General features: G+C 58.9%; 13 protein-coding genes. 3 read left to right on the top strand and 10 right to left on the bottom strand.

Features of this window, described 5'->3' with window-relative positions; genetic code table 11:
* Nucleotides 1–84: 84 nt before the first annotated feature.
* A complete protein-coding gene (locus BMZ46_RS19560) occupies nucleotides 85–1,194 on the top strand; it encodes a PilT/PilU family type 4a pilus ATPase (protein ID WP_039768786.1) in 1,110 nt (369 codons plus the stop codon).
* A 133-nt stretch (nucleotides 1,195–1,327) separates the two neighbouring features.
* The gene (locus BMZ46_RS19555) at nucleotides 1,328–5,095 is read left to right on the top strand and encodes a hypothetical protein (RefSeq protein ID WP_074690372.1); all 3,768 of its coding nucleotides are present in this window, start codon (nucleotides 1,328–1,330) and stop codon (nucleotides 5,093–5,095) included.
* Nucleotides 5,096–5,133: 38 nt separating this feature from the next.
* Here BMZ46_RS19555 and BMZ46_RS19550 read toward each other — a convergent pair whose 3' ends face one another.
* The 10 genes from BMZ46_RS19550 to BMZ46_RS19505 form a co-directional block, all read right to left on the bottom strand.
* Complete coding sequence (locus BMZ46_RS19550; RefSeq protein ID WP_074690374.1) at nucleotides 5,134–7,089, bottom strand: acetoacetate--CoA ligase; 1,956 nt, start codon at nucleotides 7,087–7,089, stop codon at nucleotides 5,134–5,136.
* A gap of 63 nt (nucleotides 7,090–7,152) precedes the next feature.
* Nucleotides 7,153–7,926 (bottom strand): 3-hydroxybutyrate dehydrogenase, encoded by a 774-nt coding sequence (hbdH, locus tag BMZ46_RS19545; protein WP_007952053.1) that lies wholly within the window; start codon nucleotides 7,924–7,926, stop codon nucleotides 7,153–7,155.
* 7 nt (nucleotides 7,927–7,933) lie between these two features.
* Nucleotides 7,934–9,325, bottom strand: coding sequence for a GntP family permease (locus BMZ46_RS19540; RefSeq protein ID WP_074690376.1), 1,392 nt, complete (start codon nucleotides 9,323–9,325; stop codon nucleotides 7,934–7,936).
* A gap of 273 nt (nucleotides 9,326–9,598) precedes the next feature.
* Entirely contained in the window at nucleotides 9,599–11,014 is a 1,416-nt protein-coding gene (locus tag BMZ46_RS19535) for a sigma-54 interaction domain-containing protein (protein ID WP_074690676.1), read from the bottom strand.
* A gap of 40 nt (nucleotides 11,015–11,054) precedes the next feature.
* Complete coding sequence (locus BMZ46_RS19530) at nucleotides 11,055–12,629, bottom strand: ABC transporter ATP-binding protein (RefSeq protein ID WP_074690377.1); 1,575 nt, start codon at nucleotides 12,627–12,629, stop codon at nucleotides 11,055–11,057.
* Between the two features lie 13 nt (nucleotides 12,630–12,642).
* A complete protein-coding gene (locus BMZ46_RS19525; protein WP_074690378.1) occupies nucleotides 12,643–13,665 on the bottom strand; it encodes an ABC transporter permease in 1,023 nt (340 codons plus the stop codon).
* Entirely contained in the window at nucleotides 13,665–14,726 is a 1,062-nt protein-coding gene (locus BMZ46_RS19520) for a microcin C ABC transporter permease YejB (RefSeq protein ID WP_074690379.1), read from the bottom strand. The genes BMZ46_RS19525 and BMZ46_RS19520 overlap by 1 nt, the downstream gene beginning before the upstream one ends.
* Nucleotides 14,726–16,594 (bottom strand): extracellular solute-binding protein, encoded by a 1,869-nt coding sequence (locus tag BMZ46_RS19515; RefSeq protein ID WP_074690380.1) that lies wholly within the window; start codon nucleotides 16,592–16,594, stop codon nucleotides 14,726–14,728. Before BMZ46_RS19515 ends, BMZ46_RS19520 begins: the two co-directional genes overlap by 1 nt.
* 134 nt (nucleotides 16,595–16,728) lie before the next feature.
* Complete coding sequence (locus BMZ46_RS19510; protein ID WP_007952068.1) at nucleotides 16,729–17,010, bottom strand: peptidylprolyl isomerase; 282 nt, start codon at nucleotides 17,008–17,010, stop codon at nucleotides 16,729–16,731.
* A 96-nt stretch (nucleotides 17,011–17,106) separates the two neighbouring features.
* Nucleotides 17,107–17,976 carry an esterase/lipase family protein gene (locus tag BMZ46_RS19505; RefSeq protein ID WP_039768776.1) on the bottom strand — a complete coding sequence of 290 codons (870 nt, stop codon included), beginning with the start codon at nucleotides 17,974–17,976 and terminating at the stop codon, nucleotides 17,107–17,109.
* Nucleotides 17,977–18,316: 340 nt separating this feature from the next.
* Between BMZ46_RS19505 and BMZ46_RS19500 the strand changes: the two genes are divergently transcribed.
* On the top strand, nucleotides 18,317–19,429 hold the full coding sequence (locus BMZ46_RS19500) for a hypothetical protein (RefSeq protein WP_254778421.1): 1,113 nt from the start codon (nucleotides 18,317–18,319) through the stop codon (nucleotides 19,427–19,429).
* Nucleotides 19,430–19,451: the final 22 nt, after the last annotated feature.

The following is a 19,451-nucleotide window of genomic DNA, read 5'->3' as shown; positions in this document are numbered from 1 at the left end:
CCTAGTGCGGTAGACGCTGTAAGGCCCGTCGCGTCACGACGCACGGTCTTAAGTTCATTGAAAGCTTCGCAGGTGCTTTTGGCCATGGAAATCGACGCATTGCTCAAACAACTGGCGAGCCGCCACGGTTCGGATCTGTTCCTGTCCACGGGCGCGCCGCCCAGTGCACGGTTCGACGGGGTACTGACGCCCTTGAGCGATCAGCCCTTCAAACCCGGCGAAGTAGCGACTGTCGCTGCCTCCCTGATGGACGCCGAGCAGCGCCGGGAGTTCGACCGGGACTTGGAAATGAACCTGGCGATTTCCCGCACTGGCATCGGCCGGTTCCGGGTCAATATCTTCAAGCAGCGCAACGACGTGTCGATCGTGATCCGCAACGTCAAGCTCGATATACCGCGATTCGAAGACCTCAACCTGCCACCGGTGTTACTGGACACGGTGATGCTCAAGCAGGGGCTGATCCTGTTCGTCGGCGCTACTGACTCCGGCAAATCCACCTCGCTGGCAGCCCTGATCGACCATCGCAATCGTCATAGCAGCGGGCATATCGTCACTATCGAAGATCCGATTGAATATATCCATCGACATCAACGTTCGATCATCAACCAGCGTGAGGTCGGTGTCGACACCCGCAGCTTTCATGCTGCGCTCAAGAACACCCTGCGCCAGGCGCCGGATGTGGTGCTGATCGGCGAGATCCGCGATCGCGACACCATGGAGCATGCACTGGCGTTCGCGGAAACGGGTCATTTGGTGCTGTCCACATTGCACGCCAACAACGCCAATCAGGCGCTGGACCGGATCATCAATATGTTTGCCGAAGAGCGTAAGCCGCAGCTGTTGCAGGCGCTGGGCAATAATTTGAAAGCCTGCATCTCGCAACGGTTGGTGCGTACAGTGGCGGGGCAGCGAAGAGCAGCGGTCGAAGTGCTGCTCGGCACGTCTACCGTCGCCGATCTGATACAGGGCGGCGAGTTGGACAAACTCAAACCCATCATGGAAAAGTCCACGGAACTTGGCATGCAAACATTTGACGCAGCGTTGTTTGCGTTGGTGTCGGAAGGCGTGATCAATGAACGGGAAGCCTTGAAGAACGCTGACTCGATTAATAATTTGAAGTTGCGAATTAAACTTTCAGATGGTGCGGATGATGCTCAAGGCTCAGTGTCCGGGAAGTGGGATTTGATGGAATAGTTTTTTGCGTGCGCAAGTTTGTGAAGGGGGTTGGTAACGGAATTTAATGGTTTTAAACTAGACGTTGTTTTTTCGTTTAAGTACAACTTCGTCCGGCTGAGCGAATAAGCTCTTAACTTGATGAGGTTGTAAATTGGATACCGTTAAAAAGAACAAGTTCTTCCGGCCATCGGCCGTTACGCTTGCCGCGTGGAACAAAACATCCAAGGCTGATGCCGATGAACGTCGCGTTGTCCTGGAACAGTTGGAAATTGCGCTGGACAAGTATTCCGATGATCAAATCATCGACTGGTTTGCGCATGAAGTTGAATTGCAGGATGGTTCGTCGCTGTTCCAGATTTACAATCCCGGCATGCTCATGCTTAACAAGCTAGAGGAGTTAGGTGCGGTATTTGGGGCACTTATTCGGGAGGACGCTCGCGATCATGACGGTCTGTTACGCGTTACGGCCGACGGCAAGATGGAAGTCTACGTCGGAAAAAGAGGTTGGGTGGATCTGGTTGCAGCAGGGCACTTTGAATTCACTGAGGAAGTACGTTCAGAAATAAAGCTGATTTCAGATGTGGCTCGGGCGGCAGGCGGTTATATATGGACCGATCTCGCTATTACGCTTGACCAGTGGTTTGAGTTTCATGAAATCGACGTGCCGAAAAACAAGGCGCAGGTCAGCAACCTCATTGCGTTGTTCAAGTTTGATCCTCAAGTAGACGAACCCGCAGACTACTGGGAACATTTTCAAACTGAAGGCCAGACACTGGTAACGTTGTCAGATGAACAGTTTTCGGCCATTCGCCGGGCCAAAGCCAAAGTCATGACGAAAAGCAAGTTACTGACCGCTTTTTATAACGTCACCGGACGCGCCAAGGTCTCCCATGAAAACGCTGCTCAGCGCATTGTCGAGTACGTCAGTTATCCCGTCTCCCAGATTGCTGCCAGGAAGTATCTGCAAGAACTTGGCTGGGTGGGCGAGAACGAACAACTGCCTGTCTCCGATGCCGTTCTCCGGCAGTTCTTGACTACCGCCATATTGCTTGATCTGGATCCCTCGATAGGCCACAGCCATCAGCGCAGGAACATTGGCGGATTTGTTCTGTATTCACCGGACGATATGGATCGTCATCCATCGGTAATACGTGAGCTACTCGCCGATTTTCTTTCGGCCAAGGGATGGGTAGATCGACAGGTGGCTCCCCTGGCTGCGCACTTGCTCCTGGCGCGCACGGCTCCGGAGTTTCTGGTCAGTGATACACCGTCCTCTGTCACCCTGGGATCGATTGCATGGCTCAACCTCAGTCGTGCCGTTGCACTGGTGGAGGCGGTGAAAACGGGTGCGTCGCGAGTATTGAGCTATTCGCAGATCATGGCTTACGCCGATCTCGAACCGGTCAGCGCAGCACAAAAACATTTACGGGATCTGGCTGTGATCGACCCGATCGTCGATTGGGCACTGCTTAACCAGGTAGTGACAGGCACTGAACTTGAACAAGCTGAGGAAGCCACCACTCGACGTGCGATCGATGCGTTCGAACAATACTCGGAGCAACTCGCCCAGATAGCCCGTGCATTCTCGACCCCATTACCCTCCAGAGCAGCCATTGCCCGCGCGGCATTGAAAGTCGCGGCACCGGGCTGTGACACCCTGGACGAAAATGCCCTCTCCGAGCTGGGAGGGCAGCAAGTCATGTCCATGGTCGACCTGCATCAATCGGGCGATCTGGTCACTGGCAAGTGGGACAGGCGCACTGTGCGTCTGGTGACAAACGGGATCCCCAAACCGGCCATCAATTACAACCCCTCGGGTATCAGCCTGTACACGCGCTACCCACAATTATTGAAGCTCACTTCCTGTGACGAGGAGATGGATCGTCAGTTAGCGGTGTATCGGACGGAACTCAACAGCGCCATGTTGTCCACCGTGAAACTGGCGTTGGCGCAGATGCCCGAACCGGATCTGAATGTATTCATGAATGCACAGATAAACTTTCTGACGGTGCGCGGATCAGCGATCTATACCGTTAAACGTCGTGGGCCTGGCCCTTTGGAGATAGAGCAAGATAGAGAAACCCAGCAAACCAGAGACGCTGCGACCGGACGTTTTGGCTTGGTGATGTTCGCTTCTCACGACAACGCCTTCATTTGCTATGAGCTGTTCACCTCGCGTGGAGAATTCCGCAAAAACGACGCGCTGGGTAATTGGATCATTCGCGAGCGAAAACTCGAACAGCGTTCGCGAATGAGTTGGCCGGCAGATCTGACTACTCAAGTGACGCTGACTGACCCGCAAGAACTGCCACTCAATTTGAAATGCTATACCCATGCGGCGGCACCGGACCCTGCGACCACTACCAGCCAGGCAATCCTCGATAACTTTGGTAAGTTGCCCAAGCCCCATACCTCTGCAAATCCCAGGCAGGGTTTATACCAGCGCTTCAACGATCCGAACGTTGCGCGCATTGCCAGGTTCATCGTCGATCACCGTCCGTTCCTGCATGCCCATGAACTCAGAGAGTTGGTGCGCATACCGACGCCACTTGAGCTTTCCCGACAGGAGGGTGAGCGACTGCTCACTTATTTCATCGACCTGGTGGTGCCGTTCAAAAAATGTATTGAGGACATTGCATCCGGCGAACATGACAAGGTAGTAGACGGGATCTACGGTTGTTTGATGGATGGCATTGGCCTGGTGGGAACGGTGGCGGGAGCCGCTTCGAAAGTGGTGAGCATTTCAGCCAAGGCCATTTCCAACACGTCAAAAGCGGCGCGTTTCACCAGGTTGGCCTTTACCTCGGCGATTTCCCTTTTCAATCCGTTCGACGGTGTGCCTTCGGGCCTGCAGAGCGGTGGGAAGCTCGTTCATAAAGGCCTGCTGCGATTCAATAAAAATACGCATGAGATTATCACGAGAGCGAACAGGCAGCTTCACACGATCAGCGGTCGCCGACATTCCTTTGATCTGATCGAAAGCGCCGGTACGCAAGTGGGAGTTGGCAGCTGGCGGCCATGTGGTGTCGCGAGCGACAGCGTTTCGGTACTGGCTGCGCGCAGAGATGGCAAATGGTATGCCTTGAATCGTCGCGGCGACCTTTGGGGCAAGCCGCTGGACGGTTTTTCGTATCGAGCGCCTGTGCAGTTGCCTTATTCCCCTAAAACCCTGCCAGAGAGCTACACGCGCAAGTTCGTCGAGCAGAGTCTGCCGCGCGCTCGAGCGAAAATAGATAACGCCATCAATGTAATCCAGCAACATGACTTCAAAAAAGATTGCAGCCTGGTGATGAAGACATTATTTGGTGACACCTCAGCGGTAGCCACCGATCGCCTGGTGAACTATCTGCGCTTGATCCGCTTCGACTTTGCCGGTTTTTCGATGAGTAACATTGTGCTCGATGGGTTTAAGGAAGACGCCACGCTCGCCGCATTGGACGTGGACAATTACAAACGCTGGAAAAGTTCTGGGTCCAGTAGCGGATCAAATATTGCATTTGTTGAAATCCATACCAAAAATCTCAACAGTCACTTCACAGGTCTGGGCTTCAACCATGATGTGGTGGCCGATGACCTGATTCATGAACTGTTCCATGCAAGCGCTCAAACCGATGATGTCGGCTATGTCACTGATGCAGAGTTCGAAAGTAACGAGGGGCAGCGACTCGATATAACGCCGTTGCTGAATATCGCCATGGGTTGTCTGCCTGTATCGGAGGAAGGCACGGAATGCCATCCTCCGTCCAAGGCATTTGCAAACGCCGACTCTCTGGCTGTGGCGACGTCGCTGCTGAGTCAGGTTTGCACCAACAAGATCACGTTTGACGACAATATGGCGATTATTGGCGGCGCGGTCGACACCAGTGGCGGCAAGCCAATTGTCGAACCGGTGATCATCACGTTGAACAAGCCAGTGTAAGCATGCTGGCTGTCGGTTGATTCAAAACCGCCGCCCGGTCAGGTCGTCAACTCCGGCCGATCCCGAAACTGCTCCAGCGCTTCGGGATTGGCCAGGGCATCGGTGTTTTTCACGGGCTTACCGTGCACGACATTGCGAACCGCCAGCTCAACCACTTTCCCGCTGATGGTGCGCGGAATGTCGGTGACCGCGACGATCTTCGCCGGCACATGGCGTGGTGTGGTGTTGGCACGGATCACCTGGCGGATCTGCTGTTGCAGCGCTTCCTCCAGCGCTACGCCTTCCTTGAGGCGCACGAACAGCACCACACGCACATCATCCTGCCACTGCTGACCGATGGCGACGCTGTCCAGCACCTCCGGGACTTTTTCCACCTGACGGTAGATTTCCGCCGTGCCGATGCGTACGCCGCCGGGGTTGAGCACCGCGTCGGAGCGGCCGTGAATCAGCATCCCGCCGTGAGGCAGTTGTTCGGCGTAGTCACCCTGGGCCCAGACGCCGGGGAACTGACTGAAATAGGATTTGCGCAGCTTCTCGCCATCGGGGTCGTTCCAGAGTCCGATGGGCATCGCCGGGAATGGTCGCGTGCACACCAGCTCACCCTTTTCGCCAATCACCGGTTGCCCCGCGTCATTCCACACTTCCACTGCCATCGCCAGGCTCTTGCCCATGATTTCGCCCCGGCGAACCACTGACATCGGGTTGCCGTTGACGAAGCAGGACACAATGTCCGTACCGCCGGACATCGATGACAGGCACACGTCCGGTTTGAAGTCGCGATAAACGAAGTCATAACTCTGCGGCGACAGCGCGGAGCCGGTGCAAAGCAGGGTTCTCAGGTGGCTCAGGTCGTAGCTTTCGCGCGGCTTGATGCCGCTGCTTTCCAGAGTCGCGAGGAATTTCGGGCTGGTGCCGAACACGCTGACCTGCTCGTCGTCCAGCAACTCCAGCAAGCGCTCGTTGTCCGGATAAAACGGTGAACCGTCATACAGCACCACCGCGCTGCCGACCGCCAGTGCCGAGACCAGCCAGTTCCACATCATCCAGCCGCAGGTGGTGTAGTAGAACAACCGGTCGCCGGGGCCCAGGTCGACATGCAGCCCGTGCTCCTTGACGTGTTGCAGCAGCACGCCGCCGGTGCTGTGCACGATGCACTTCGGCACGCCGGTGGTGCCGCTGGAATACAGCACGTACAGCGGATGATCGAACGGCACCGGGACGAATTGCGGCTCATCGGCCGGTTCATAGAAGTCGTTCCACAGCGTGACGTTGGCGGGCGTCCGGTAATCCGTGACATGGGCGTGGGGGCGCGCGTAAGGGACGATGATCAGCTGTTGCAAGGACGGCAGCTGTTCGAGGATTTCGTTGATCTTGACGGTCTGGTCGATCTCTTTGCCGGCGTAACGGTAACCGGCGCAGGTGATGAGTACTTTCGGTTCGATCTGGCCAAAGCGGTCGATTACGCCGTGGGTGCCGAAATCCGGCGACGAGCATGACCAGATTGCCCCGAGACTGGTGGTCGCGAGCATCGCCACCAGGGTTTGCCAGGTGTTGGGCATGCACGCGGCAACCCGGTCGCCAACGACAACGCCAGAGGCTTGCAGGCTGGCCTGGAACCCGGCGACTTGCTGGGCCAGTTCGCCCCAGGTCAGCAGTTCTCGCTGGCCATTTTCCCCGATAGCGATCACGGCGATGGCATCGTCGCGTCTACTCAGCAGATGCTCGGCGAAATTCAACGTGGCGCCGGGAAACCATTCGGCCCCCGGCATTTTCATGCCTCCACGCAGAACAGCGTCGGGCTGGGTGTGAAAACTGATGTCGAAGAAATCCACGATCGCCTGCCAGAACGCTTCGCGCTGGTCGACGGACCATTGGTGCAGGGCCGGGTAGTCGTCGAGCTTCAGGTGGTGGCGCTGATTGATGAAGCGCCGAAAGCCGTCCATGCGGGACCGGGCAATGCGTTTGGCATCGGGCTGCCAGAGAATGTCGGACATGGTTTGCCTCTTATTGTTGGTCAGAAAGCTCCCACTGCAATGTGGGAGCGATCAGTTGCAAGCTTACTGCGCCAGCCATCCGCCATCGATATTCCACGCCGCGCCACGCACCTGGCTGCCGGCCTCGCTGCACAGAAACAGCACCAGCTCACCCAGATGTGCCGGGGTGACGAACTCCAGCGACGGCTGTTTCTCGGCCAGCAGATCGTGCTGCGCCTGCTGCGGGTCGACACCTTTGGCCGCGCGATCGTCGATCTGCTTTTGCACCAGTGGCGTCAGCACCCAACCAGGGCAGATGGCGTTGCAGGTGACATTGCTGGCGGCGGTTTCCAGACCGACCACCTTGGTCAGGCCGATCACGCCATGCTTGGCCGCTACATACGCGGCCTTGCCGGTGGACCCGACCAGACCGTGCACCGAGGCGATGTTGACGATCCGTCCCCACCCCTTGGCGCGCATGCCCGGCAGACTGAGGCGGGTGCTGTGAAACACCGACGACAGGTTGATGGCGATGATCGAATCCCAGCGCTCCACCGGAAACTCTTCCACCGCCGCGACGTGCTGGATACCGGCGTTATTGACCAGAATGTCCACGCCGCCGAACTCGCGCTCGGCGTAGGCGATCATGTCGGCGATCTGCGCAGGGTCGCTGACGTCTGCCGGGTGATGGCCGACCTTGCCGCCGAACTGTTCGACTTCGGCGATCACCTTCGACGCGTCGCCAAAGCCGTTGAGGATCAGGTTGGCGCCAGCCTTGGCCAGCGTCAGGGCGATGCCCAGTCCGATGCCGCTGGTGGAACCGGTAACCAGTGCGGTCTTGCCAGAAAGAGTCGTCATCAATACCTCACACAATGCCAGTGGCGTAGAAAGTGCCGATCACCACGAAAACCGCCAGGGTCTTGATCAGCGTAATACAGAAAATGTCCTTGTAGGCCTCACGGTGAGTCAGGCCGGTGACGGCGAGCAGGGTGATCACCGCGCCGTTGTGCGGCAGGGTGTCCATGCCGCCGCTGGCCATCGCGGCCACCCGGTGCAGCACTTCCAGTGGAATGTTGGCGGCGTGGGCGGCGCTGATGAATTGTTCGGACATCGCTGCCAGCGCGATGCTCATGCCGCCCGAAGCAGAACCGGTGATGCCGGCCAGCAGGGTCACGGTAATCGCTTCGTTGACCAGAGGATTGGGAATGCTCTTGAGCCAGTCGGCCAGCACCAGGAAACCCGGCAACGAGGCGATGACGGCGCCGAAACCGTATTCCGAAGCAGTGTTCATTGCCGCCAGCAGCGCACCGCTGACTGCGCTTTTGCTGCCCTCGGCGAGCTTGCTTTTGATCGCTTTAAAACCGAACGCCAGCACCATCAGAATGCCCACCAGCAAGGCTGCCTGCACCGCCCAGATCGCCGTGAGTTTGGCGATCTCGGTGGTGACCGGCGCGGTCATGCCAGGCAGCGCGAGGCTGTGGGTCTTGCCGTACCACTGCGGAATCCATTGGGTGAACAGCAGGTTCATGATCCCCACCGCCAGCAGCGGCGACAGGGCAATCCACGGGTTAGGTAGTTTCAGGTCTTCGGCGGTTTCCGGTTCGTTGCGCAGTTCGGTGCCGTAGCCCTCACCGGCACGCTGCGCCTTGTTGCGTTGGCGCTGCAGGAACAGCATGCCGGCGCAGAACACGAAAATCGTGCCGATCACACCCAGCCACGGCGCCGCCCACGCGGTGGTGTTGAAGAAGGTGCTGGGAATGATGTTCTGGATCTGCGGCGTACCGGGCAGGGCGTCCATGGTGAAGGAGAACGCGCCGAGGGCGATGGTTGCCGGGATCAGGCGCTTGGGGATGTTGCTCTGGCGGAACATTTCCGCTGCGAACGGGTAGACCGCGAACACCACGACGAACAGCGAAACGCCGCCGTAGGTGAGCAGGGCGCAGACCAGCACGATCACCAGCATTGCCTGGCGTGTGCCGAGCAGACGAATCGCTGCCACGACGATCGAGCGGGAGAAACCCGAGAGTTCGATCAGCTTGCCGAACACCGCGCCGAGCAGGAATACGGGAAAGTAGAGTTTGATGAAACCGACCATCTTCTCCATGAACACCCCGGTGAAAGCAGGGGCGACGGCAGACGGGTCGGTGAGCAGGACGGCGCCGAGGGCGGCAATCGGGGCAAAAAGGATAACGCTGTAGCCACGGTAGGCCGCGAGCATCAGCAGCGCGAGGGCCGCCAAGGCGATGATCACACTCATGGTGTGCTCCTTCGATTGTTATTTTTGTGGGTGGAACGGGTGTGGGGAGTGCTATAGCGAGATTTGTGCCAGATGGTTAAGTTGTTGAAATAAAAGGAGTTAGTTTGGTTTTTGGCGGCGGTCTTCGGGGTTTTGTCTCGGTTTGGAGACTTCTATGACTGAGAGGACGCTTTCGCGGGCAAGCCCGCTCCCACAGTTGAACGCATTCCCCTGTGGGAGCGGGCTTGTCCGCGATGCTTTGGATGTTGTCTTGATTTGGAGAGTTGTGTCTCCTTATTGAGACTCTGCGATCCCCAGCGCAATCATTTTCTTGTAAAGCGTCGACCGCCCAAGCCCCAGCCGCTCAGCCGCTTCAATCACCTTGCCCCCGCATTGCGCGAGGGTCGATTGAATCAACTGTCGGTCAAACCGCTCGCGGGCCTGACTGAAAGTCTCGTTGGTTGCCGGCTCTGACAGAGGCGTCAGCGTTCGCTCAACCGGAGTAAACGTGCCAATCGCCGCCCGAATGTCATCCGCCGTCAGCATCAAGTCATCACTGAGCAGCGCCGCCCGCTCCAGCACGTTGCGCAGCTCGCGGATATTCCCCGGCCAGGCATGCTGACCCAACAGCTCCAGCGCTTCACGGTTCAACTCGTGCTGACTGCGCAACTCCTCAAGAATCGCCTCACTGAGCGCCGGCAGATCGTCCAGCCGTTCTCGCAGCGGCGGTACCTGAATCGGCAATACGTTGAGGCGGTAATACAAGTCGGCGCGGAACTCGCCGCGCTTGATTGCCGCTTCCAGATCCGTCGAGGTCGCGGCAATCACCCGCACATCGCTCTGGATCACTTCGTTGGAGCCGACGGGTTCGAACTCCTTTTCCTGCAACACCCGCAGCAATTTGCTTTGCAAGGGCAGCGGCATGTCGCCGATTTCGTCGAGAAACAGTGTCCCGCCCTGAGCGATCTGCAGCTTGCCGGTGCGGCCCTTGCGGTCGGCTCCGGTGAAAGCACCCGGCGCAGTGCCGAAGAACTCGGCTTCAAGCAGTGCCTCGGGAATCGCCGCGCTGTTGATGCTGACGAAGGCCTTGTGCGCCCGTGGCGAAGCACCGTGGATGGCCTGTGCCAGCAACTCCTTGCCGCTGCCAGTCTCGCCCAGTAACAGAACCGGTGACTCAGCACTGGCGCTGCGACGGGCACGGCGTTTGACTTCCAGACTGGCAGCGCTGGTGCCGATAAAGTGGGCGAAGTTGTATTTGGTCTGCCGGGCGCGCAGCAGCGAACGGGTGGAGGCCAGTTCTTCCTGCATGCTCAGGTAGCGCTTGAGCATCGGCGACAGCGTGCGCAGTTCGTCGAACAGGGCAAAACCGATGGCGCCGATCACCGCGCCGGCGTCGTCATGGATCGGCAGGCGCATGACCACCAGCGGTTCTTTCGGGGTGTCCTGCATGTCCAGCAGAATCGGCCGCCCGGTGCGTACCACTTCGCGCAGCAGGCTGCCGGGGATCACGCTTTCGCAAGGCTTGCCGATGGCGCCGGCGGCGGAGTCGAGCCCGAAGCGCCGGGCGTAGCGCTCGTTCATCCAGACGATGTTCGCATCGCGATCGACAATCACCGTGCCTTCACTGGATTGCTCGATGATCTCGAACAACGAACGGATCGCCAGCGTGCGGACCCGTTGGTAATCCTTGAGGCTTTCGGTGGTGTTCATGGCGGCGTCCATTGGCGGAAGTCAGGTGGCGCGATTATGCCTATCCAGGATGCGCCGCCGCCAACAGCTCTTTGGTATAGGGATGCTGCGGCGAATCGAACACATCATGGCTGGCGCCGCTTTCGACCACTTTGCCGTCCTTGATCACGATCATGTCGTGGGCCAGCGCCCGCACCACAGCCAGGTCGTGACTGATGAACAGATACGTCAGGCCATGTTTTTCCTGAAGCTGGCGGAGCAGGGCGACCACCTGTTTTTGCACGGTGCGATCCAGCGCCGAAGTCGGCTCGTCGAGCAGGATCAGCGCCGGTTTGAGCACCAGCGCCCGGGCGATGGCAATGCGCTGACGCTGGCCACCGGAGAACTCATGGGGATAGCGATGACGGCTTTCGGGGTCGAGGCCCACTTCCTTGAGCACGCGGATCACCTGGTCGTCGCACTCGTCGGCAGTGGACTGGCAATGCACCTCCAGCCCTTCGCTGATGATCTGCGCCACCGACATGCGCGGGCTGAGGCTGCCGAACGGATCCTGGAACACCACCTGCATCTGCCGGCGCCACGGCCGCATCTGTTTCTGGTCGAGGCCGTCGAGTGCCGTGCCCTGGAAGCGAATGCTGCCCTTGGAGTCGAGCAGCCGCAGGATCGCCTGACCGAGGGTCGACTTGCCCGAACCGGACTCGCCGACGATGCCCAGCGTCTTGCCACGCTGGATGTTCAGGCTGATGCCGTCCACCGCGCGCAGGTATTGCTTGCGCTGGAACAAACCGCCGCCGACTGTGAAATCCACCCTCAGGTTATCGACTTCGAGCACGTTTTCGCGTTCGTCCCGCGGGAGCGCTTCGCCTTCCGGTTCGGCGTTGAGCAACACACAGCTGTAAGGGTGTTTCGGTTCGGTGAACAGGGTTTCGCACGGCGCCTGCTCGACGATTTCCCCGGCCTTCATCACGCACACCCGTTGGGCGATGCTGCGCACCAGATTGAGGTCGTGGCTGATCAGCAGCAGCGACATGCCCAGACGCCGTTGCAGGGACTTGAGCAGCAACAGGATCTTGCGCTGCACGGTCACATCGAGGGCTGTGGTTGGCTCGTCGGCGATCAGCAGTTCGGGCTCGCAGGCCAGGGCCATCGCGATCATCACCCGCTGGCGTTGACCACCGGACAGCTGATGCGGATAAGCCTTCAGCCGTTCTTTCGGTTTCTGGATGCCCACCAGTTCGAGCAGTTCGAGGATCCGTGCCTGAGCCTCTTTGCCACCGAGGCCACGGTGCAGCAACAGCGTTTCGCCGATCTGCTTTTCAATCGTGTGCAACGGATTGAGCGAGGTCATCGGCTCCTGGAAAATCATGGCGATGCGGTTGCCCCGCAGGTCGCGCAGGGTCTTTGGGTCGGCGCCGACCAGTTCCTGCCCACGATAACGGATGCTGCCGGTAGTCCGGGCATCGCATTCAGGGAGCAATTGCAGGATCGAATGAGCCGTCACAGACTTGCCCGAGCCCGACTCGCCGACCAGTGCCAGGCACTCGCCGGGGCGGATGTCCAGGCACAGGTTGCGCACCACGGTCTGGCCATGGAAGGCGACGCTGAGATCACGGATTTCGATCAGGTTGTCAGTCATATCAAGGGTCCGTTCATGAGCGCGGGTCAAAGGCATCGCGCAATGCTTCGCCGATGAATACCAACAGGGAAAGAATCAGCGCCAGGGTGAAAAACGCGGTCAACCCGAGCCAAGGCGCTTGCAGGTTCTGTTTGCCCTGACCGATCAACTCGCCCAGCGATGCGCTGCCGGCGGGCATGCCGAAGCCGAGGAAATCCAGCGCAGTCAGGGTCGAAATCGCCCCGGTCAGAATGAAGGGCAGGTAGCTCAGGGTTGCGTTCATCGCGTTGGGCAGGATGTGCCGGACAATCACCTTGCGATCGCTCAAGCCCAAAGCTCGGGCAGCCTTGACGTACTCCAGGTTGCGCCCGCGCAGAAACTCGGCGCGGACCACGTCCACCAGCGCCAGCCAGGAAAACAGCGCCATGATCCCCAGCAGCCACCAGAAGTTCGGCTCGACGAATCCCGAAAGGATGATCAGCAGGTAAAGCACCGGCAAGCCCGACCAGACCTCCAGCAAACGCTGGCCGAGCAGATCGACCCAGCCCCCGTAATAGCCCTGCAGGGCGCCGGCCGCGATGCCGATCAGGGCGCTGACAAACGTCAGCATCAGGGCGAACAGGATCGACACCCGTGCACCGAAGATCACCCGGGCCAGGACGTCGCGCGCCTGATCGTCGGTGCCCAGCCAGTTGATCGAAGTCGGCGGGCTCGGTGCCGGTTTGTTGAGGTCGTAGTTCGGGGTGTCGTCACTGAACGGAATTGGTGGAAACAGCAGCCAGCCACCGTCCTTGCGGATCAGTTTCTGCACGTAATCGCTGCGGTAATCGGCCTGGAACGGCAGTTGTCCACCGAACTCCTGCTCGGTGTGGCGTTTGAACACCGGGAAATACCATTGGCCCTGATAACTGACGACCAATGGCTTGTCGTTGGCGATCAGTTCGCCGCCAAGGCTGAGCAGGAACAGGCCGATGAACAGCCACAGCGACCACCAGCCCCGGCGATTTTTCTTGAAGCGTTCGAAGCGGCGACGGCCCAGAGGCGAGAGCTTGAACATCAGGCATTCCTCGCGGCGAAGTCGATGCGCGGGTCGACCAGCGTGTAGCACAGGTCGCCGATCAGTTTTATCAGGAGGCCGAACAGGGTGAAGATGAACAGCGAGCCGAACACCACCGGATAATCACGGGACACCGCCGCTTCGTAACTCATGCGCCCCAAGCCGTCGAGGGAGAAGATCACTTCGATCAGCAACGAACCGGCGAAGAACACGCTGATGAACGCCTGGGGAATCCCCGACACCACCAGTAGCATCGCGTTGCGAAACACATGTCCATAGAGCACCCGGTTTTCGCTCAGGCCTTTGGCGCGCGCGGTCACCACGTATTGCCGGGTGATCTCATTGAGGAACGAGTTCTTGGTGAGAATGGTCAGGGTGGCGAAACCGCCGATCACCAGTGCCGTGACCGGCAACACCAGGTGCCAGAAGTAGTCGGTGATCTTGCCCAGCGTCGACAGGGATTCGAAGTTGTCGGACACCAGCCCGCGCACCGGGAACCAGTTCAGCGAGGTGCCGCCGGCGAACACCACAATCAGGAACATCGCGAACAGGAACGCCGGCATGGCGTAACCGATGATGATCGCCGTGCTGCTCCAGATATCGAAATGGCTGCCGTGGTGCACGGCTTTGCGGATGCCCAGCGGGATCGACACCAGATAAGTGATCAGCGTCGCCCACAGGCCGAGGGAAATGGTCACCGGCATTTTCTGCAGGATCAGGTCGGTGACCGTGGCACCACGGAAGAAGCTCTTGCCGAAATCCAGCTGCGCGTAGTTCTTGAGCATCAGCCACAGGCGTTCATGGGCCGGTTTGTCGAAGCCGTACTGTTTTTCGATGTCCTTGATCAACTGCGGGTCGAGGCCGCGGCTGGCGCGGGACGTGCCGTTCATGGTCTCGCTCGCCCCGCCGCCGACGCTGGCGCCGCCAATGCCTTGCAAGTGGGCGATGGCTTGTTCAACCGGACCACCTGGCGCGGCCTGGATGATCACGAAGTTGACCAGCAGAATGATCACCAACGTCGGAATGATCAGCAGCAGGCGCCGCAGTATGTAAGCCCACATCAGTGCGGCCCTCCGGGTCTGCCACGGCTGATTTTCTCGGCCGTCATCTGCTGGTTGGTCAGCGGCGTGCTGCTGATTTCCCACCAGCTCTCGATCGCTTCGTCATTGCTCGCCTGCACGGTGGGAATGCCGAAACGGTTCCACCACACAGTCGATGTGCCCGGCGGGTAGTAGTTGGGAATCCAGTAGTAGTTCCATTGCAGCACCCGATCCAGTGCATGGGCGTAACGCAGCATGTCGGCCTGGGTCGAGGCGCGGATCAGGCCGTTGATCAAGGTGTCGACCGCCGGGTTCTTCAGCACCATGTAATTGTTGGCGCCCGGGTCGTTGGCCGATGCCGAACCGAAGTAGTTCAACAGTTCGCCGCCGGGGGAGGTGGTGACCGGGTAACCGGTCACGATCATGTCGTAGTCGCGGCTCATCAGACGGTTGACGTATTGCGATGAGTCGATGCGACGGATGTCGAGGTTGATGCCGATCTGTTTAAGTGTGCGCTTGTACGGCAGCAGCAGACGGTCCATGCCGTTCTGGCTGACCAGGAACGTAAAACTCAACGGCTCGCCACGGTCGTTGACCAACTGGTCGCCATCGGGTTTCCAGCCGGCCTGTTCCAGTAGCTCCAGTGCTTGCAGTTGTTTGTCGCGGATAATGCCGCTGCCATCGGTTTTCGGCGCTTCGAAAACATGGGTAAACACTTCGTCGGGAATCTGTCCGCGCAAGGGTTCCAGAATCTTCAGCTCTGCGGCATCCGGCAGCTGGCGCGCGGCCAGGTCGGTGTTGGAGAAGTAACTCTGCTGGCGAATGTACATGTTGCGCATCATCTGCCGGTTGCTCCATTCGAAATCCCAGAGCATGGCCAGGGCCTGTCGAACGCGGCGATCCTGGAACATCGGCTTTTGCAGGTTGAACACGAAACCCTGGGCCGACTGCGGTGCCTCGGTGGCCAGATGAGCCTTTTGCAGGCGCCCGTCGCTCAGGGCCGGACTGTCGTAACCGATGGAGTAGCCGGTGGCGGAGAATTCACGGTTGTAGTCATAGGCGCCACCGCGCAAGACCTGGCGGGCAACGTCGGTGTCGCCGAAGTACTCGATGCTGAAGTGATCGAAGTTGTACAGGCCACGGCTGACCGGCAGGTCCTTGCCCCACCAGTCTGGATTGCGTTCAAAGGTGATGCTGCGCCCGGAGTCGACTTTGCCGACCCGATACGGGCCGCTGCCCAGCGGTGGCTCATAGCCTCCACCGCCGGCGAAATCACGGGTCTTCCACCAATGTTCTGGAAATACCGGCAGGGTCGCGATGTCCAGCGGCAGGGTACGGTTTTCGTTGCTCTTGAAGTCGAAACGCACGGTGAGCGGGGCTTCGACTTCGACGCCTTTGACGTCGGCGAACTGGGTGCGATAACGCAGGCTGCCCTGGGTCATCAGCAAATCATAGGTGTAGCGCACGTCTTCGGCGGTGATCGGCTTGCCATCGGCGAAGCGGGCTTTTGGATTGATAAAGAAGCGCAGGGACAGGCCGTCATCCGAGCGTTCCATTTTCTGCGCCACGAGGCCGTATACGGTGTAGGGCTCGTCGAGCGAGCGCTGGGCCAACGGGGAATACAGCAGGCCGTCGATCTGGCTGACGCCGATGCCTTTATCGATATACGGCAGGACATGATCGAAGTGGCCTATCTCGATGGCCGAGCGGCGCATCGTCCCGCCTTTGGGCGCCTGGGCGTTGGTGTAATCGAAGTGACTGAAACCGGGCGGGTACTTTGCCGGTTCGCCATAGACGGTCATCGCATGCTGCGGTGCGGCGTCCACACCAGTGATCCCAAGCAGCAGGATCAGGGCAGTGAACATCAATGTCGGGAAAGCCAGTCGCATTGTCAGCCTTAAAGCCGGGTAATCGATAAGCGCAATTTGTACGCGAGCGGCGCGCCGTTCGCCAGCGGTGCGGTGTAACCAAAACAAAACGGCCCGCCATCAGGCGGGCCGTTGCACAGCAGGTCGGGCTGAAATCAGTCCTGACGGCTGGTGACTTCCAGCAGGTGATAGCCAAACTGGGTCTTCACCGGGCCTTGCACGACGTTGATCGGTGCGCTGAATACCACGGTGTCGAATTCCTTGACCATCTGGCCAGGACCGAACGAACCCAGGTCGCCGCCCTGACGGCTGGACGGGCAGGTGGAATTGGCCTTGGCTACTTCGGCGAAGTCGGCACCGCCTTCAATCTGGGCCTTGAGTTCGTTGCACTTGGCTTCACTGGAAACCAGGATGTGGCGGGCAGTGGCTTTAGCCATGGGGAAATTCTCCAATCAAATCGATAAAGGGTGGAGCCTACCGGATTCAGTGGTCGATTTCTCGGCAAAGTTCCGTTCGCTGGTCTGATGAGACATCTATAGATCAGCGGCTTGAAGGCGCAAGGCGTGCTCGACATAGAGACGTATCGAGTCGTTAGCCATGGCGTGTTGCCCGCTTGCCCGCCGCAGAGTATGCAGGTGATCGAGGGAGTAGTCGGAGCGGATCACGGTGCCCAGGTGAGAGCTGAAGCGACCGACAAGTCCGTCGTTCTGGGCGAGTTCTGTAATGAAGTATTCCGAGAGGGCGCAGCAGATGTCCTGGACAGGGTCGAGCGACGGCTCTTCGGGTTCGGGTACGACGCCGCTCCATGAAAAATAGCGAACGCCATTCACCCATTCTGCACCGTGACCGCCCCAGACCTCGGGCAGACCCTGCGGGTATTTGTCGTTGAAGTTGCCGACCCCCTCGGTCGTCAAGGCACCCAGCGCAGCCAGTGCGCTGTGCGGCAATGCCTTTTGCCCGCTGAGCAGTGACAGAAAATCGGCAAACCGGGTCGCTACATTCTGTGCCACGACCTCCGGAAGTCTTCCAGGTATCAACGCCTTGCGCAGGAAGTCCGCCAGTTCCGAGCCATGGTTTGGCCCGCTGACTGACGTAACAGACGCAACGTTGTGTGGGGCTAGCGCTGCAGCATAGCGTGCCGTGAGTGCGCCTTGACTGTGGCCGATCAGGTTGACTTTGGCCGCGCCTGTGCCCCTTAACACGGCGTTGATTTGCGAGAGCAGTTGCTCCCCGCGTATTTCATTGTCATGGATGACCGACAGATGGGGCACAAACACCTGCGCGCCGGCAGCCTTGAGCGCCTGTTTTACGTCGTGGAACAGTTCGAACGGGCCAATGCGCTCGAATCCGAACAGGCCATGCACCAAAAGAATGGGATGATTGGTTGTCGCATTTAGTAGCATTTTTCGTCCTTGATCGCAGATGATCGTCGATGTTTTCTGCTTGCCACTCTAAAACAGTCATGAGGCTGGGGATGCCTGAAGAATCGCCGTCATGCGTTGGAAACTGGATCAATGCGTGTATGAATTTTCACTGCTGCATGAACTCCGCTTCGGAACATTCAGACAGCTCCCGCCTCATCGAATGTACTTTTCCCTTTTTTACCTACTTCCTTTAGTGCGTTTGGCCATGGCTCGAACAGTAAGGAGCTGACATCCGATCGGTGGTGAAGCGGTTTAAATGGAAGCTCTTCGACGCAGAGCTCAGGCGACGTGTCATTTCCAGGGAATGGAGAGGCAACTGATGAATGATTTACAAGCAGCGGTCTTGCAAGAAAAGGAGACAGGGATGGAGGGTGGCAGCGTTCAGTCGTTCGGACCCTGTCGGGAGGGCGCAGGGGCTTTGCCGTTGCCGGCGCCCACACTGGATTCGATTGTCGGCGCTGTCGTTGATCCGTCATTGAGCAAGGTTGTCGTGCGGATTGCGCCCTGGCCTGGAATGGCATGCGGTGACAGGGTCGTGTTGAGCTGGCATGGTTTCGATACAGAAGGCCTGCCGTATCGGCACGACATTGCGAGATCCGTCAGTGAAAGTCAGCTGGGCAAGGATGTCGTTTTGATCGTGCGGGACGTTCACATCGCAGCATTGGACGGGGGCACGCTGGAGGTGTTCTGGACATTGAACAGCGTCACGAGATCGGCGCCTGGTTCTTCAATGCGTACGCTGCTGGACGTCGGAGACGTCCGCTACAGTCTGTTACCGGTCCTCGTGGAGGATGCCGTCGGGGGCAGTCTCGATCCGGCTCGCGTACCCGACGGAACGACTGCCATCCTTCAACCCTATGCCGGAATGAGTGCAGGCGACCGGGTAGAGTTGATCTGGCAGGGGCCTTCGCCGCAGGCATCATTTCGAGACATTCTTATCGTTGAGTTCTTTGCTGTCGGTCAGCCCTTGGTGTTCGGAGTCGCGCCCGAATTCATCGCTCCGCATATGGGGGGCGAGGTGTTGGTTCACTACCGTGTAGAGCAGAAAAGCGGAGCCATTCGCGAGTCAGGCGCTACGCGGATCAGCATTGGCCCATTGGCACGAGATGAGCTACCGGCACCCCGAGTGCTTGAAGCGGAAGACGGCGTGCTTGATATGCATGACGCCACCGATGGCATCAGCGTGATGGTAAGTGATGCGCAGGTGGAGGAGGGTGAGCTGGTTTATCTCAAGTGTGACGGAGAGTCGTTCTTCCATCGGGACGACCGGGAAATCATCGGGGGGATGGCCATGCAGCCGTTGGTTTTCATCGTGCCTTACCGGTTCTGGCGAGAGCATGTGAACACTGTTGTGCGACTGTCCTACTCGGTCGAACGGCTGGATGATGTGAGTCAGGAGTCTGCGGTGACTCTGGTCCGCGTACAGGCTTGATCCAGCGTTGCGAACGTAGCCC

The organism is Pseudomonas sp. NFIX49 (assembly GCF_900115915.1).
Classification (GTDB): Bacteria; Pseudomonadota; Gammaproteobacteria; order Pseudomonadales; family Pseudomonadaceae; genus Aquipseudomonas; species Aquipseudomonas pharyngis.
This window is presented reverse-complemented; position numbering and strand designations above follow the sequence as displayed.

Bases quoted from the DNA above. Each gene is read 5' to 3' on its own strand.
- BMZ46_RS19500 (WP_254778421.1), top strand. From the start codon at position 18,317: ATGAATGATTTACAAGCAGCGGTCTTGCAAGAAAAGGAGACAGGGATG.
- hbdH (WP_007952053.1), bottom strand. From the start codon at position 7,926: ATGACGACTCTTTCTGGCAAGACCGCACTGGTTACCGGTTCCACCAGC.
- BMZ46_RS19515 (WP_074690380.1), bottom strand. From the start codon at position 16,594: ATGCGACTGGCTTTCCCGACATTGATGTTCACTGCCCTGATCCTGCTG.
- BMZ46_RS19525 (WP_074690378.1), bottom strand. From the start codon at position 13,665: ATGTTCAAGCTCTCGCCTCTGGGCCGTCGCCGCTTCGAACGCTTCAAG.
- BMZ46_RS19505 (WP_039768776.1), bottom strand. From the start codon at position 17,976: ATGCTACTAAATGCGACAACCAATCATCCCATTCTTTTGGTGCATGGC.
- BMZ46_RS19550 (WP_074690374.1), bottom strand. From the start codon at position 7,089: ATGTCCGACATTCTCTGGCAGCCCGATGCCAAACGCATTGCCCGGTCC.
- BMZ46_RS19540 (WP_074690376.1), bottom strand. From the start codon at position 9,325: ATGAGTGTGATCATCGCCTTGGCGGCCCTCGCGCTGCTGATGCTCGCG.
- BMZ46_RS19560 (WP_039768786.1), top strand. From the start codon at position 85: ATGGAAATCGACGCATTGCTCAAACAACTGGCGAGCCGCCACGGTTCG.
- BMZ46_RS19520 (WP_074690379.1), bottom strand. From the start codon at position 14,726: ATGTGGGCTTACATACTGCGGCGCCTGCTGCTGATCATTCCGACGTTG.
- BMZ46_RS19530 (WP_074690377.1), bottom strand. From the start codon at position 12,629: ATGACTGACAACCTGATCGAAATCCGTGATCTCAGCGTCGCCTTCCAT.
- BMZ46_RS19535 (WP_074690676.1), bottom strand. From the start codon at position 11,014: ATGAACACCACCGAAAGCCTCAAGGATTACCAACGGGTCCGCACGCTG.
- BMZ46_RS19510 (WP_007952068.1), bottom strand. From the start codon at position 17,010: ATGGCTAAAGCCACTGCCCGCCACATCCTGGTTTCCAGTGAAGCCAAG.